Here is a 14,933-nt window from a genome sequence, read left to right on the forward strand (position 1 = left end):
CAGAAAGTTAGCCCGGATAAAGCAGTTTAGAGTTACTGGTAGCTCACAAACCAGGGGCGTGGATCGACCTCGTTGTAGGTCTGCTCCGGCGTGAACATCGGCTCATCTTCGTCAATGAAGTTCTTCCACGCCAGGAAAAAGCCCGGGTCCAAGCCCTCACGCAACACATTCCAGGTGTCGTACTTCTGGCCCGGGGATCCGTGACCATCCGCATGGAGAATGAAGGACAGCTCCGGGCGGGACGTGTCAATGCTTTCACGGTCCGGCAACATAGCCACCTGGAATTGGTGCACGATGAGCGCCTTTTGCGGCAGGTTATTCTCGCGGGTCAGATCAGCGAGCCACTCGGTGACCTCGTTGATCTCCGCCGCGTCAGCAGAACCGACCTGCGCGGCCGGCGCCTGGCCTGGCTGAAGTTTCCACTCCGCGTCGAGCGCCAGGCCGACGTTGGGGCGCTTGAGCAAGTCTTCGTAGAGAAGTGCCTGCTCCTTGAAGGTGGTCAGACCCGGTTGCAGGTCAATGACTGCATATCCCCCGGCGTCCACGATCGCGTCGATGTACGGTTCCAGCTCGGCCGGATCGAACTCGTTTGTGAAGTTGCCGTCGTCCCCTGGGTGTTCCGACGCGACAGTCGCGATGATCTCGAAGGCAGGAATGACCTGCTCGTCGGAGAACGCTTTGTATTCCTCCACATACTGGTTGACCACATCAACAGATTCCGCGGGCGGCTGCTCACCCATCTGACCCAGTGCGGGACCAGACGGGTGGCCGTACAGCGCGATCATCCGGCGTCCCGGGAACACCAACCCGCCACCGCCGGGAAGCTCACCGTTGCCGGCAAGAGAAATCACGTCGCGGAAATGCTCGGTGTCGCCGAATTGTTGGCCCAGCGCGACCGCGTCGTGGCCATCGACCTGCGCGATGGATTCACTAGTCACCCGGGGATCTGCGTACGGCAGCACGGTAAGCGGAAGCTTTGACGCTGCTGCGGTCGCAGCTGCGGCACGAGACGTCAGCTCAGTGACGAAGATCGGCGTGCTGCTCCCGCCATCGTGGGTCTGCTCCCCCGCCTCAGCCACCGCAGCAACCTCGTGGCCGTCCTCTGCAGTCAGCGCAGCGGTGTCTTCGATCGCCTGTAAATCCTCGTCGTCCTGCTCGGATCCGGTGCCGACCTCAATCACACGCTCCGCCCCCAGGCGCTGCACCTCAGCGTCGACGGCCGAACTGGACTCCTCCTGCTGTGTCAGCATCGGCGCACCCAGATCAATGGCGATCGCCGCAGCCTGCAGCTGGTCGTCCTTCTCCGCAGAAGACACCACGACGGTGTCGGAGGATTCAAAGAACTGCTGGGATACTTCGGTGCCTGTGTCGTCCGAATCAGCGATCACCACCGAACCGTCCGAAACAAGATCAGCTGCGAGCTGCTCCTCGCGGCTGACCTCTGGGTCTGCATCCTGGCCGTCGTTGGTGCAGGATGAGAGAACGAGAGCGGACGCTACCAGGACGGCAGCCGTGACTGGCCTATAAGACATAGGCCGAAGTCTACTTGAGAGCCTCCGCGATGCGGGTGCCGACGCGCTCCGTGGAGATCTCCTCCCCGCCCCGTGCAGACACGTCGTTGGCGACAGCAGCCTCGATACGGGAGGCTCCATCTTCATCATCAAGCCAGCGCAGCATCATGGCGACGGAGAGAATCATCGCGGTCGGATCCGCGATGCCTTTGCCCGCAATATCCGGTGCGGATCCGTGGACCGGCTCGAACATGGAGGGGTTGGTGCGGGAAGCATCGATGTTGGCCGAGCACGCCAAACCAACACCACCGGCGACAGCACCAGCAAGATCGGTGAGGATATCGCCGAAGAGATTGTCGGTGACAATCACGTCATAGCGCGACGGGTCGGTGACCATGTAGATCGTCGCGGCATCGATGTGGTTGTAATCGACGTTCACCTCCGGGTACTCGCGGGCGACATCGTTGACGGTGTTCTGCCATAGCGCACCGGCGTTGGTGAGCACGTTCGTCTTGTGCACGAGAGTGAGCTTCTTGCGTCGCTCCATGGCGGTCTCGAAACCGTGGCGGACAAGGCGCTCCACACCGTAGCGGGTGTTTTGGGAGACCTCGCTGGCAACCTCCGCGGGGGTGCCCTGGCGCAGGGTGCCGCCGTTTCCGCAGTACAGGCCCTCTGTTCCTTCGCGCACAACGACAAAGTCGATATCCCCAGGGTTCGCCAACGGGCTCACCGCCGTCGGGTACAGCTTCGATGGGCGAAGGTTGACAAAATGGTCCAGTTTGAAGCGCAGCGGCAACAGCAAACCGCGCTCCAACACGCCTGCCGGAACGCGGTCTGGGTCGCCAATCGCGCCGAGCAAGATCGCGTCGTGCTCCCGCAAGCTGTCCAAGTCCTCATCGGTCAGCAGCTCGCCGTTGCGCAGGTAGCGGAGAGCGCCGAGGTCGTACTCGGTGAGCTCCACGTCTCCGCGCACCGCGCGCAGAACTCTGAGACCTTCTTCCATCACCTCGGGACCAATGCCGTCCCCTGCAATAACCGCAACTTTCATGCAGCTCAGCTTAACAACAACGGCTCCCCGGATTCGCCTCTTGGTGTGCCCACCGCGTCTTCCAGAACTCCCGTTCCGTCATCAATTCTGCGTCCGGGTGGTGGGCGCGCTGATGCGCACAATACTTCGCGTAGTCGTTATCGCCCATCAGCTCCTTGATGTACCAACTCGTCCACTTGAATGCCGAGACGGCACCATGTGCGATAGCACCCATTAATGCCCCGCTTCCGCCGGTGAATTCAATTCGAGCCCGTACTCCTTCGCCACTGCTTTCTCCTCCGCCGTGGCGAGCATCCCGCGCGGGGCGAACAGGGTGGACGAGACATCGGGTTCCTCGTTGGTCTCGATCTCTTCTCCGCGTTTGTGGGCCTGCACCGCACGCACGCACGCCACCACCGTCGCCACGACCACGACAATCACCAACACTGCGAAGAAGATGGACAAAATGCCCTGAATCATCGTGTTCCGCACGACAATGTCGATCTCCTCCGGGCTGCCCGCCGCCTGGAATGTCTCCAGGCCCTGGTTGCGCGCGTCCTTGTACTTCGAGTGCTGCGCGAAGTAGCCGATCGCAGGATCGTCGCTGAAGATCTTCTGCCAGCTCGCCGTCATGGTGATGATCAGGTCCCACACCAGCGGAACCACCGGGATCCACACCCACCTGAACAGCCCCTTCTTGAACACGATCGCGGTGACAAGGCACAGTGCGATCGCCGCCAGCAACTGGTTGGCTATGCCGAACAGCGGGAAGAGCACGTTGATGCCGCCGAGCGGGTCGGTCACACCCATGACCAGGATCGCGCCCCACATGCCGCAGACGAGAACGGTGGACACCCAGCTGCCCACGCGCCAGGACGGGTCCTTGAACTTCTCCAGGCCAGAGACATTGCCGATGATGTCGCCCATCATGAAGCGGGCGACGCGGGTGCCGGCATCAATGGCGGTAAGGATGAACAGGCCCTCAAACATGATGGCGAAGTGGTACCAGAATGCCTGCATGCCCGGGTGTCCGAAGATATTGGTCATGATCTCGGACATGCCGATGGCGAAGGTCGGTGCGCCGCCGGTGCGGGACACGATGCTCGGCTCCCCCACTGCCTCGGCGAGGGCCGTCAGCTGCTCTGCGGAGACTCCCTGCCCCGGGATGTTCAGGCTGTTGACGAACTCAGCCGCGGTAGCTTCTTCCCCGCCGGTTTTTGCCTTCGGGGAGTTGATGGCGAAGTAGATGTGCCGATCGAGCACCACAGCGGTGATCAGCGCCATGATGGCCACGAAAGACTCCATGAGCATGCCGCCGTACCCGATCGCGCGTGCGTGCGTCTCTTTCTCCAGCAGCTTCGGGGTGGTGCCGGAAGAAATCAGTGCGTGGAAACCAGAGAGCGCGCCGCAGGCGATGGTGATGAACAGGAACGGGAACAGGTTGCCGGAGAATACCGGGCCGCCGCCCTCTAGGCCGAAGGATGTGATCGCCGGCATGTGAACCTCGGGCCGGTCGATGAGGATCGCCAGCGCCAGCATGACAATCACGCCGATCTTCATGAAGGTGGACAGATAATCGCGCGGGGCGAGCAGCAACCACACCGGCAAGATGGAGGCGACCACACCGTAGATCAGGATGCAGACTGCCAGCGTGGCCTTGGACAGGGTGAACAGTTCCGCACCCCAGGAGGTCTCCGCGACGTACCCGCCGCCGAGAATCGCCGCCATGAGCAGCACCACGCCGATGGCGGAGACTTCCGCAACGCGGCCCGGCCGAAGGAAACGGCCGTACACGCCCATGAACAAGGCGATCGGGATGGTCATCGCGATGGAGAACACGCCCCACGGAGACTCCGCCAGGGCGTTGACCACGACCAGGCCCAGCACGGCGATGATGATCACCATGATGACCATGGTGGCGATGCTGCCGGCGACGCCGCCGACCTGGCCGACTTCCTCTTTGAGCATCTGCCCCAGGGAGCGGCCGCGGCGGCGCTGGGACACGGCGAGAACGAGGTAGTCCTGCACCGCGCCGGCAAGCACGACGCCGATGATGATCCAGAGCGTGCTGGGCAGGTACCCCATCTGCGCGGCCATGACCGGGCCGACGAGAGGGCCGGCGCCGGCAATCGCAGCGAAGTGGTGGCCGAAGAGCACGCGGCGGTCGGTGGGAACGAAATCAGAACCGTCATTGACATACTCGGCCGGTGTCGCCCGGGTATTCCGCGGCTTGACCACCTTGTACTCGACGAGACGGGCATACAGGCTGAACCCGATGATGTATGTGCCAATGGCGGCGAGCACGAGCCACACCGAATTGATGGTCTCGCCGCGGTGCAACGCGATCGCGCCCCAGCCGAGCGCGGTGAGCACTGCCGCGAAACCAATGACGACACGCTCGACGGCGCCGATGGCTTTCTTCGGCGTCACGCCGACGACGTGCTCTTTCCCGTCGGGTGTCGTGGTGATTTCGAGCCTTTCGCGCGGCACTGCGCCCGCTTGCGACTCGTCGCGTTCAACTGCGGTGGTCAAGTTCGCCCCCTTAATTAGGCTAAGAAAATGAAGTGCGTAAATACTCGCATATGCGCGGAGACGGGCGCAGAAAAATCCCGGATTAATTCACATCCGGGATAAGTTTCTTTCGCTGGAGCGTATCGGTCGAGCGAGATGACCTAATCAGCCACGAATATATACGCGCATGAGCTAGTCGAGCACCAGCTGGAAGCAGTCCGCTTCGATGGACTTCGCGACGGAAGCTTCAAGATCAGCAGGCACCTCGGACTCCACACGCAGGATCAGGAAGGCACCGTCACCCTTGACGGACTGTGTCAGCGCCGCAGCTTCAATGTTGATGTCGTGCTCGCCCAGCTGGGAACCGACCTTGCCCAGGGCGCCCGGCTGGTCGGTGTAGGACAGGAACAGGTTGCGGCCCTCTGCGCGCATGTCCACACCGCGGCCGTTGATCCGGACGATCTTTTCCACGTGCTCCAGACCCGTAAGCGCCCCTTCGACGGTGGCGGTGTCACCGGAGGCAGACACGAGCTGAACCTCCAGGGAGGAACGGTGGCCGCGGGATTCGGAAGCAACACCGGATTCGACGTTCAGGCCACGGGCCTCCGCAATGGCCGGGGCGTTGACAAAGGTCACGGGCTCTTCAACGATGCCGGAGAACAGACCGCGCTCGGCAGACAGCGCCAGCGTGGCCGGATCCTCGTGGGACAGCTCCCCGCGGGCGGTGACTTTGAGGGAGACCGGTGCGTCGTCGAGAAGCTTGCCGGCCAGCAGACCGAGCTTGCGGGACAGATCGAGCCACACTGCCACTTCTTCGTTCACCGCGCCACCAATGATGTTGACCGCGTCCGGGACGAATTCGCCCGCGAGAGCCTTGAGCACAGAGTCTGCGACATCAGTGCCAGCGCGGTCCTGTGCCTCCGCAGTCGACGCTCCCAGGTGCGGGGTCACCACGACCTCCTCCAGCTCAAACAGCGGGGAGTCGGTGCACGGCTCGCTGGCATAGACATCGAAACCTGCACCGCGAATCGGGCCGTTTGTGATCGCGTCGGCAAGCGCGTGCTCGTCGACAAGCCCGCCGCGGGCCGCGTTGACAATGATCTGGCCTTCCTTCGCCTTTGCCAGCAGCTCAGCATTGAACATGCCCTGCGTTTCCTTCGTCTTGGGCAGGTGAATGGTCACGAAGTCTGCACGGGAGACCAGCTCATCCAACTCGACCAGCTCAACACCGAGCTGCGCGGCACGCGTCGGGTTCGCGTACGGGTCATACGCAATGATCTCAGTGTCAAAGGCGGCCAGACGCTGCGCGAACAGCTGACCGATGTGGCCGAAGCCGACGATGCCGACGGTCTTTCCGAAGATCTCCACGCCCTTGAAGGAAGAACGTTTCCACTCACCGTCGCGCAGGGTCTTGTCGGCCGCCGGGATCTGGCGGGCAGTGGACAGCAGCAACGCGATTGCGTGCTCGCAAGCAGAGTGAATGTTCGAGGTCGGTGCGTTGACGACCATCACGCCGCGCTCCGTGGCCGTCGGCACGTCGACGTTGTCCAGGCCGACACCAGCGCGGCCCACGATGCGTAGGTTCGGAGCAGCCTCGAGAACCTCACGGTCCACAGTCGTTGCAGAACGCACGAGAAGAGCCTCAGCCTCGGGCACAGCTGCGAGCAGTTCCGCACGGTTCGGGCCATCAACCCACCGCACCTCTACTGCGTCTCCGAGGGCATCAACAGTGGACTGGGCGAGCTTGTCGGCGATGAGAACGACGGGCTTAGACACGGTGGGTACTCTCCTTGGAAACGGGATATCAGCAGCGCTGGTTAGTTTAGCGCCCCCGCTTCCGCTTCCGCGATGCGGTCTGCCAGATCCTCTCCCGTTCCAAAGTCACGCCCGAGGGCGACTAAGGGTTTGTCCGCCAAACCGGCTGTGGCAAGCAGGGTTTCCCGTGCGGCCCGGGGATCCGGATCCGGCACCACGGTCACCGCTGCTCCGTAGGCCCGGGCAGTAGCGATCGCCGGAACAGAAGCGCTGTCCAGTGCGATGACCTGCGGCGCCATCTCTGCATCCAGCCGCGACTGAAGAGGCACCGTCCCGCTTTCCGCGTTCTCCGGAACCTTCTGCTCCCCGGGGAATCCCGCGCGCAGCCACGTGGGTTCAGAGGCGTTGAGGTCCGCCACCGCCACAGCGGCATCGTCTGGCGATTCCACGACGTGTTCGGTGAATTTTAAAGACGTCGCTTGCTCAAGCGCCTCCAGCCCGCCCGGGTCACGCACGATCACGAGATCCTCCGTGTAGTTGAGCACCGGAACATAACCCACCGCGAAGATAGTGTGCGCGCCGAGTCGCTCAATTTCCTGAATGACCTGATTGTGGTGGTCGCTGTCGTAAATGACCATCGGGGCATGTGCGACCGCAGCCACGGATGCCGCGCGCAGCTGCGAATGCATGTCCCCGTCCGAGAGAATCAGAATCTCGGAGGATTCGAAGAACAATTCGGTCGCTGCGAACCCATGCGGATCGTCGAGCACGACGGGATGGCCCTCAAATTGCTCCGCCACGTGGCGGGAAGAATTCACAGTGCGGGCTTCCTGGAGTTCGGGGTCCTTGTTTGCCGTGTTGCTTGTGCTGCTCGTGCTGCCAGCGGTGGACGTGTCCGCCTCAGGGCCAGGACTCTCGGATGTGCAGCCGGCGAGCACAATGCACGAGCCGAAGACAGCGAAGCTGCGACGTAGCTTCATACGCGGTCTCGCTGCGCCGGCTTGTTCATGGCGTACTCGATCATGCCCAGGAACCGCTCGTGGCGGTCCGCGAAAAACGCCTGCCAGTTCGACGTGAGCAGGTACTCCGGCTCAATCTCGTGGGTGGCTAGCAGCGCATCAAATTCGTCATCTTCCATGATGGCTTTGGACTGTAGCCGGGACAGGTAACGCTTCGGGTCATTGCCCTCCATGACGCTTTCTGTCCGCTTACCCAGCGGTGTGCGGTTGAGCACGGAGGCCGCCAATTGCGGGTCGACATTGTGCACGCGGCAGAAACCGGGCGGGAAAACTTGGTAGAAGCCAGGTTGAAGTTCGGCGACGGTGGTTCCGTCGAAAAGCTTGCCCGTGCGCCAGTCCCTCGCACCGCGCGCCATGAGGAGTGAGAAAAGACCGCGGTAGACGCCCGAGTCTTCGTCAGCGGTGATGAGACGGGATTCGACGAACTCTGCATCCTGAACCGTCTTGGGCACAACCTCGGTCTCGCCCTTCGCCCATGGGGTGACCTGGTCCACGTCCGAGCCCGCGCGTATCGACGGCGAGTGCGCTCCGTACAGTTCTCCGAACACCCCGCTCCAGTACCACTGGTTAATGCGGTCCCACGTCGCCGGATTGTCCAGGCAACCGTCTTCGTAGGACAGGCGCGCGAGAATCACAGCCAGCGGCACCAATTGGCCGTTATAGGGCACTTGGTCGACGCTGAAGATGCAACGGTCCGAAAGGAACTGCGCAGCGCGCTCGAACGCGGCGAGCAGATCGCGGGAGGCCCACAGGTACTCATCCAGTTTCAGGTTGAGAATGTCACCGCGGTGACCGCGCGCGAAACCGTTCATGCCGGATACCAGCAGCGAAACACCGCGCAGGAAACGCACGCGCGTCACCGATCGCAGCGCTGGGTATTGGTGCAGCACCCCCTCGCACTCCTCCCAGTGAGCTGCCAGTGAGAAGTCCGGGCTCTCCAGCGCGAACACTGCAGTGAGCAGCTCGAACACGTCCATCGACACGCCCTGGGAGTTCGCCTGCGCGAAAATCTGCCCGACACCGATTTGGGATGTGCCGCGTTCAAGACGGGTCATCGGCAAGTCGTAAGCGGCCAGCGGACGGACAATGCTGCGGTGGAAAGCTTTCACATCCTCGCGTAACGACGGATCCTCCGCATTGGCCGCCATATCGAACAGGAGATCATTTCCCTCCTCCCACAGCAGCGCCGACACCGGCACGACGTAATTGTCCACCATCGTCTGGCGGTCAGTGATGCCGCCGGGAATGTCCGGACCGAAGTGGGAGCGAATCACTCCCTCATCATCCACGGCGAAAATGGCCTCCTCTGGTATTGGCTCAGCCCGTACCGCCGCACGCACATCAACGAAGTAGCGGCGATGGATCCGGCGCTGACGGAAATCCAGCACCTCCAGACGACCGTCACCTTGCAGGGCAAGGTAGAGAGAGGCGAGGCGCTGTTGGCCGTCGAGAAGCAGAAGCCCCGGCTCGTTGTCTGTCTCCGGCGCCCCAGGAAGCGTGCGCGGTTTGAAGCGCATCGGCTCATTGCGGGTATCCAACGCCAGCAAGGTGCCCACCGGGTATCCGCGCAGCACAGAGGAAATCAAGGTGCGCGTGCGATCCACATCCCACAGATATGTGTGCTGAAAGTCAGGAATCTGCAGTTCGCCACGATCAATGCGCGCAAACAGGTCGGTCAAGGAGTAGCTCGGCGTGGTAAACCCCATGACCACAACTCTAGATCACTGCGCGTGTTCATGAGGGGCGCAGAATACCTCGTGAGCTGAGTGCTCAGGCCCCTCAAGCTGAATGGTGGCGTGGTCGATCCCGAATTCGCGCAGACGCGCCTGCGCACGGTCAAGCAGCACCCCCTGATCGCCGCGTGTGATGAGGTGAACAGTGCACAGCACGTTGTTCCCACTCATTGACCACAGGTGCAGGTCATGAATGCCCTCCACATGGTCAATCGACAACAGTGCGGCCTCGACTTCAGCAGGGTCAATGTGCGCTGGCACTCGTTCCAGCAGCACGCTTATCGACGTCTTGAGCAGCTCCCACGCCCGCGGGAGCACCATCCCTGCAATCAAAAGGGACGCAATGACATCTGCAGCTTGAAACCCCGTGAAGGCAATGACCAGACCCGCCACGATGACCGCGACTGATCCGAGCAAGTCCACCATCACGTGAAGGAACGCACCCTCCACGTTGATGGAGTGCTTCCGCTGGGAATAGAGCACTGCCGCCGAAAGGATGTTGGCCACCAGACCCACGAATGCCACTGTGATCATGGTGGCCGTGTGCACCTCTTCCCCACTGCCCAGACGGCGCACCGCCCCCACAACGATCCCGATGGAGATGACCACAACGGTGACGGCGTTCAGTGCCGCCGCGAGCACCTCCACCCGGCGGTATCCGAAGGTCGCGTACGCGGAGACTTTCCGCCGGCCAATCAGCACTGCGATGAGTGCGATGATGAGACCGGTGGCATCCGACAGCATGTGCATCGCGTCTGCGAGCAACGCCATGGACCCGGACAGCCAGCCGCCGGCAAGTTCCGCGAGGAACACAATCGCGGTGATCCCAAGCGCGACCGCAAGCGCCCACATGGGCGCGGAATCATGGTGCTGGTGACCATGCCCATGGTGTCCATGGTCGTGCTTGTGTTCCCTCACGGTCACCACTTTATGACATTTTGGCTCTTATTGCAACTCTATTGAAAACTGGAAATCGACGAAAACTGTGCCTCACCTGGGAGTAAACTCATGAATCTAGGTGACCCATCCCCAACTTGTTTCACCCCTTCCCGTCACGTCACCGGAAAAGTTGTTACCTTGGTTACTTGTAAGTTACGAGATGCGTTATTTAGAAAGGTGTCGAGATGACCTCCAAGAACCCGAACCTGAACCCGAACGACCCGAACAAGCTGCCGCACGACGCGAACAACCTGCCGACCGAGCGCATCGGTAACGCTGAGGACCGCATCGGCCGCGGCGAGCCGATCGACGAAACCCGCGTCAGCGAGTCCCGCATCGTCCCGGACGAGGAGAACACCGCCCGCACCGAGACCACCGCTGCGGCAAACCGTCCGGCGACCACGACCGGTGGCTCCACCGCCGCTCAGGAGACCGAGAACGGCGGCGGCAACTGGTGGAAGTGGCTGCTGGGTCTGCTCGCCCTGCTGCTGCTCGGCTGGCTGATCTACGCTCTGGTTTCCGGCAACGGCGACGAGGGCGACGCTGACCCGTCCACCACCACCGTTGGCACCACCACCGTCGACGAGACCACCACCGAGGCTCCGGCTGGCGAGGCTAGCCCGGCTGAGGGTGCTGAGGACGCTGCCGGCGATGCTGGTGACGCCGCAGGCGACGCTGCTGATAGCGCTGGCGATGCCGCTGGTGACGCTGCCGACACCGCAGGCGACGCTGCTGATGAGGCTGAGGACGCTGCCGGTGACGCCGTAGAGAACGCCACCAACTAAGCGCGAAAGGCTTCTGCCCCGCTCCCCTGTCGTTGGGGAGCGGGGCGTTGTCGTATCTGAAACCCAAAGAAAACTGACAAACAAATATGAGCTCCCCTACCGGGGAGCTCATTGTCGTCGAGAAGCGATTTACTGCGCCGTGTCTGTCAGGGGGTTCTTGACCCAGCTCATCATGTCGCGCAGCTTAGCGCCGGTCGTCTCGATCGGGTGCTGTGCGATCTGGTCGCGCAGGCCCTCGAGCTCCTTATTGCCGCCGTCGACGTTGGCGACAAGGCGGCGGGTGAATTCGCCGGACTGGATGTCCTTGAGCACCTCACGCATACGGTCCTTAGCCCCCTCGTCCACGACGCGCGGGCCGGAGAGGTAGCCGCCGAACTCGGCAGTGTCCGAAACGGAGTAGTTCATGTTTCCGATGCCGCCTTCGTAGATCAGATCAACGATCAGCTTCAGTTCGTGCAGGCACTCGAAGTACGCCATCTCCGGCTCGTAGCCAGCCTCGGTCAGGACGTCGAAGCCGTTCATGATCAGCTCCTCCAGGCCACCACACAGCACAGCCTGCTCGCCGAAGAGGTCGGTGACGGTCTCAGCCTCGAAGGTGGTCGGGATGACGCCCGCACGTGCGCCACCAATCGCGGCTGCGTACGACAGGGCAAGCTCACGGCCGTTGCCGTTCGGGTCCTGCTCGACGGCGATCAGGCAGGGCACGCCCTTGCCGTCGACGAAGGTGCGGCGGACCAGGTGACCCGGGCCCTTCGGCGCGACCATGCCGATGGTGATGTTCTCTGCCGGCTCGATGAGTTTGAAGTGAATGTTCAAGCCATGGCCGAAGAACAAAGCGTCACCCTCATTGAGGTTCGGCTCAATGTCGTTTTTGAAGATCTCAGCCTGGGAGGTGTCAGGGGCCAGCAGCATGATGACGTCAGCCCAAGCAGCTGCGTCCGCGTTGGACTTGACCTCGAAACCAGCTTCCTTTGCCTTATCAGCGGACTTGGAGCCGTCGCGCAGACCGATGACGACCTCGACACCAGACTCGCGCAGGTTCTGAGCGTGCGCGTGACCCTGGGAGCCGTAGCCGATGATGGCGACCTTGCGACCCTGGATGATGGACAGATCGGCATCGTCGTCGTAGAAGACCTCAATAGCCATGGTGAGAAACCTTTCGTCGGGATATGTGCCTATCCCACTATACGGGAGGGGCGTTTCAAATTTACTTAGAGGGTGCCAGCGTCTTCGCGCCGCGGTTGAGCGCAACACGTCCAGACTGAACCAGTTCGCGGATACCGAAGGGCTCGAGCACCTCAAGCAGAGCCTTCAGCTTGCTCGACGTACCGGTCGCCTCGATGACCACCGAATCCGGCGACACATCCACCACGCGGGCGCGGAAAATATTCGCGGCATCGACAACCTGCGGTCGGTTGCTGTTGTTCGCGTTGACCTTCACCAGCATCAGGGAGCGCGCGATGAACTTGTCCTCTTCCAGGCGGATCACCTTGATCACGTGGATCAGCTTGTGCAGCTGCTTCGTGATCTGCTCCACGGCATGTTCGGAGGCGTCCACAACCACCGTGATGCGGTTGATCCCCTCAGTCTCCGTCTTGGCTGTGGCCAAGGAGACCAGGTTGAAGCCGCGGCGGGTGAACATGGCGGTGACGCGGGTGATGATTCCGTCGACATCCTGAACCAGCACAGACAGGACGCTGCGGGTCACATCGTCATAAAGATCGTTGGTAGTCATTGCTAGTTCTCCTCGTTCACTTCTTGCACGGTTTCGTGGATGTCGGCGGGTGATTCACCGGCGGAGATTTCTTCGTCGAAAAGCGGGCGCAGATCACGCGCGTACTGGATCTCAGAGTTCGAGCTACCGGCGGAAATCATCGGCCACACCTGAGCGTCCTCGCCCACCACAAAGTCGATGACCACCGGACGGTCATTGATCTCGCGGGCGCGCTGGATCGCGGGCAGCACCTCATCCTCCGTGATCACACGGATCGCTTCAGCACCGAGCGCAGACGCGAGACCCAGGAAATCCGGCACGTACATGGTGTCCTGGTGCAGCTTCGTGTGGGAGTAGTGGCCCTCGTAGAACAGCGTTTGCCACTGACGGACCATGCCCAGGTTGCCGTTGTTGATCAGGGCGACCTTGAACGGGAAGCCCTCCACCGCCGCAGTGGTGATCTCCTGGTTGGTCATCTGGAAACAACCGTCACCGTCGATCGCCCAGACTTCCTTGTCCGGGCACGCGGCTTTCGCACCGAGCGCTGCCGGAACAGAAAAGCCCATGGTGCCCAGGCCACCGGAGTTGAGCCAGGTCCGCGGGTGCTCGAAGTCGATGAACTGGGCAGCCCACATCTGGTGCTGGCCCACACCAGCAACGTAGATGGCTTCGGGCCCGACTTCCTTGGACAAAGTCTCAATGACGTACTGCGGGGACAGAGACCCGTCCGACTGCGGGTCGTATCCGCGCGGGAAGCGCTGCTTCATGTCGCCCAGGTAACCCTTCCACTCGTCGATCTTCGGAGCGGAAATCTTCTTCGATTTCTTGAAGACATCCGTGAACTCGGAGAGCACCTGGCGGGCATCGCCCACGATAGGCACGTCCACAGCCCGGATTTTGCCGATTTCGGCCGGGTCCACATCGGCGTGGATGACCTGCGCGTCGGGAGCGAAGCGGTCCGGGTCGCCGGTCACACGGTCGTCGAAACGCGCGCCGATAGTGATGAGCAGGTCAGCCTTCTGCAGCGCGGCTACCGCAGGAACGGTGCCGTGCATGCCCGGCATTCCCATGAACAGCTCATGGTGGGACGGGAAAGCCCCGAGAGCCATGAGCGTGGTGACAACCGGGACGCCGGTCAGTTCGGCGAATTCGCGCAGCTCCTTGTGTGCGCCCGCCTTGATGATGCCGCCGCCGGCATAGATCACCGGCTTCTTCGCCTCGGCGATCAGCTTCGCCGCCTGGGTGATCTGGCGCGAGTGCGGCTTTGTCGTGGGCTTGTAGCCCGGCAGGTCCACAGCCGGGGGCCAGGCAAAGTCGAGCTCCGCGTTCTGCACGTCCTTCGGAAAGTCGACCAGGACCGGGCCCGGGCGGCCGGTGCTGGCGAGGTGGAACGCTTCGGCGAGCGCACCCGGGATCTCGTCCGGGTGGCTCACCATGATGTTGTGCTTGGTGATCGGCATGGTGATCCCGCGGATGTCCGCCTCCTGGAAGGCGTCGGTGCCCAACAGCGAGGAACCGACCTGACCGGTGATGGCGACAAGCGGCACGGAGTCCAGGTACGCGTCCGCCAGCGCGGTGACGAGGTTGGTGGCACCCGGTCCTGACGTGGCCAGGCACACACCGACCTTGCCGGATGCCCAGGCGTAACCTTCTGCGGCGTGACCCGCGCCCTGTTCGTGCCGCACCAAAACGTGGCGCAGTTTCTCAGCGGAGAACAAAGCCTCGTACAGCGGCAGCACTGCTCCGCCCGGGATACCGAAGATGACTTCAGTGCCGAGCTCTTCGAGACTGCGGACGATCGCTTCCGCTCCCGTCATCCTCTCCGACTGTTTGCTTTGTGACGCTGCCACTTTTCTCGAACTCCTTTATGAGTTGTGCGGTGTCTACCAGAACAAAACCCCCGCTTTAGATTAGCGGGGGCGCTTGTCGTTTCCGACCT

At 62.2% G+C, this 14,933-nt stretch carries 12 protein-coding genes; 1 reads left to right on the forward strand and 11 read right to left on the reverse strand.

Annotated features, from left to right (window positions below; translation table 11 throughout):
• Nucleotides 1–32: 32 nt before the first annotated feature.
• The 8 genes from KBX17_RS07050 to KBX17_RS07085 all read right to left on the reverse strand — a co-directional run bounded on the left by KBX17_RS07050 (nt 33) and on the right by KBX17_RS07085 (nt 10,408).
• Nucleotides 33–1,532 (reverse strand): cell wall-binding repeat-containing protein, encoded by a 1,500-nt coding sequence (locus tag KBX17_RS07050; RefSeq protein WP_256019097.1) that lies wholly within the window; start codon nt 1,530–1,532, stop codon nt 33–35.
• Between the two features lie 10 nt (nt 1,533–1,542).
• Nucleotides 1,543–2,559, reverse strand: a complete 1,017-nt coding sequence (locus tag KBX17_RS07055; RefSeq protein WP_256019098.1) for a 3-isopropylmalate dehydrogenase — start codon at nt 2,557–2,559, stop codon at nt 1,543–1,545.
• 10 nt (nt 2,560–2,569) lie between these two features.
• Entirely contained in the window at nt 2,570–2,773 is a 204-nt protein-coding gene (locus KBX17_RS07060; RefSeq protein ID WP_255995177.1) for a YbdD/YjiX family protein, read from the reverse strand.
• Nucleotides 2,773–5,028 carry a carbon starvation CstA family protein gene (locus KBX17_RS07065; protein WP_370687592.1) on the reverse strand — a complete coding sequence of 752 codons (2,256 nt, stop codon included), beginning with the start codon at nt 5,026–5,028 and terminating at the stop codon, nt 2,773–2,775. Before KBX17_RS07065 ends, KBX17_RS07060 begins: the two co-directional genes overlap by 1 nt.
• 213 nt (nt 5,029–5,241) lie before the next feature.
• The gene (gene serA, locus KBX17_RS07070; RefSeq protein WP_256019100.1) at nt 5,242–6,825 is read right to left on the reverse strand and encodes a phosphoglycerate dehydrogenase; all 1,584 of its coding nucleotides are present in this window, start codon (nt 6,823–6,825) and stop codon (nt 5,242–5,244) included.
• A gap of 41 nt (nt 6,826–6,866) precedes the next feature.
• Nucleotides 6,867–7,784 (reverse strand): hypothetical protein, encoded by a 918-nt coding sequence (locus KBX17_RS07075; protein WP_256019101.1) that lies wholly within the window; start codon nt 7,782–7,784, stop codon nt 6,867–6,869.
• Entirely contained in the window at nt 7,781–9,529 is a 1,749-nt protein-coding gene (locus tag KBX17_RS07080; protein ID WP_005290426.1) for a DUF262 domain-containing protein, read from the reverse strand. The genes KBX17_RS07075 and KBX17_RS07080 overlap by 4 nt, the downstream gene beginning before the upstream one ends.
• A gap of 15 nt (nt 9,530–9,544) precedes the next feature.
• Nucleotides 9,545–10,408, reverse strand: a complete 864-nt coding sequence (locus KBX17_RS07085) for a cation diffusion facilitator family transporter (RefSeq protein ID WP_005290428.1) — start codon at nt 10,406–10,408, stop codon at nt 9,545–9,547.
• A gap of 272 nt (nt 10,409–10,680) precedes the next feature.
• On the opposite strand from KBX17_RS07085, the gene KBX17_RS07090 reads away from it, so the two are divergent.
• Nucleotides 10,681–11,280, forward strand: a complete 600-nt coding sequence (locus tag KBX17_RS07090) for a hypothetical protein (RefSeq protein WP_005290430.1) — start codon at nt 10,681–10,683, stop codon at nt 11,278–11,280.
• Between the two features lie 129 nt (nt 11,281–11,409).
• Here the strand turns inward: KBX17_RS07090 and ilvC are convergent, their stop codons facing one another.
• The 3 genes from ilvC to KBX17_RS07105 all read right to left on the reverse strand — a co-directional run bounded on the left by ilvC (nt 11,410) and on the right by KBX17_RS07105 (nt 14,811).
• On the reverse strand, nt 11,410–12,426 hold the full coding sequence (ilvC, locus tag KBX17_RS07095) for a ketol-acid reductoisomerase (protein WP_005290432.1): 1,017 nt from the start codon (nt 12,424–12,426) through the stop codon (nt 11,410–11,412).
• Between the two features lie 61 nt (nt 12,427–12,487).
• Complete coding sequence (gene ilvN / locus KBX17_RS07100) at nt 12,488–13,015, reverse strand: acetolactate synthase small subunit (RefSeq protein ID WP_005290434.1); 528 nt, start codon at nt 13,013–13,015, stop codon at nt 12,488–12,490.
• A 2-nt stretch (nt 13,016–13,017) separates the two neighbouring features.
• Nucleotides 13,018–14,811 carry an acetolactate synthase large subunit gene (locus KBX17_RS07105; RefSeq protein ID WP_370687590.1) on the reverse strand — a complete coding sequence of 598 codons (1,794 nt, stop codon included), beginning with the start codon at nt 14,809–14,811 and terminating at the stop codon, nt 13,018–13,020.
• Nucleotides 14,812–14,933: the final 122 nt, after the last annotated feature.

This window comes from Corynebacterium sp. CCUG 65737 (genome assembly GCF_024454115.1).
Taxonomy (GTDB): Bacteria; Actinomycetota; Actinomycetes; order Mycobacteriales; family Mycobacteriaceae; genus Corynebacterium; species Corynebacterium genitalium.

What these genes read in the sequence shown, in the direction of transcription:
- KBX17_RS07085 (WP_005290428.1), bottom strand. Translation starts at nt 10,408, where the DNA reads ATGTGGGCGCTTGCGGTCGCGCTTGGGATCACCGCGATTGTGTTCCTC.
- KBX17_RS07075 (WP_256019101.1), bottom strand. Translation starts at nt 7,784, where the DNA reads ATGAAGCTACGTCGCAGCTTCGCTGTCTTCGGCTCGTGCATTGTGCTC.
- KBX17_RS07105 (WP_370687590.1), bottom strand. Translation starts at nt 14,811, where the DNA reads ATGACGGGAGCGGAAGCGATCGTCCGCAGTCTCGAAGAGCTCGGCACT.
- ilvC (WP_005290432.1), bottom strand. Translation starts at nt 12,426, where the DNA reads ATGGCTATTGAGGTCTTCTACGACGACGATGCCGATCTGTCCATCATC.
- ilvN (WP_005290434.1), bottom strand. Translation starts at nt 13,015, where the DNA reads ATGACTACCAACGATCTTTATGACGATGTGACCCGCAGCGTCCTGTCT.
- KBX17_RS07080 (WP_005290426.1), bottom strand. Translation starts at nt 9,529, where the DNA reads ATGGGGTTTACCACGCCGAGCTACTCCTTGACCGACCTGTTTGCGCGC.
- KBX17_RS07050 (WP_256019097.1), bottom strand. Translation starts at nt 1,532, where the DNA reads ATGTCTTATAGGCCAGTCACGGCTGCCGTCCTGGTAGCGTCCGCTCTC.
- KBX17_RS07055 (WP_256019098.1), bottom strand. Translation starts at nt 2,559, where the DNA reads ATGAAAGTTGCGGTTATTGCAGGGGACGGCATTGGTCCCGAGGTGATG.
- KBX17_RS07060 (WP_255995177.1), bottom strand. Translation starts at nt 2,773, where the DNA reads ATGGGTGCTATCGCACATGGTGCCGTCTCGGCATTCAAGTGGACGAGT.
- KBX17_RS07090 (WP_005290430.1), top strand. Translation starts at nt 10,681, where the DNA reads ATGACCTCCAAGAACCCGAACCTGAACCCGAACGACCCGAACAAGCTG.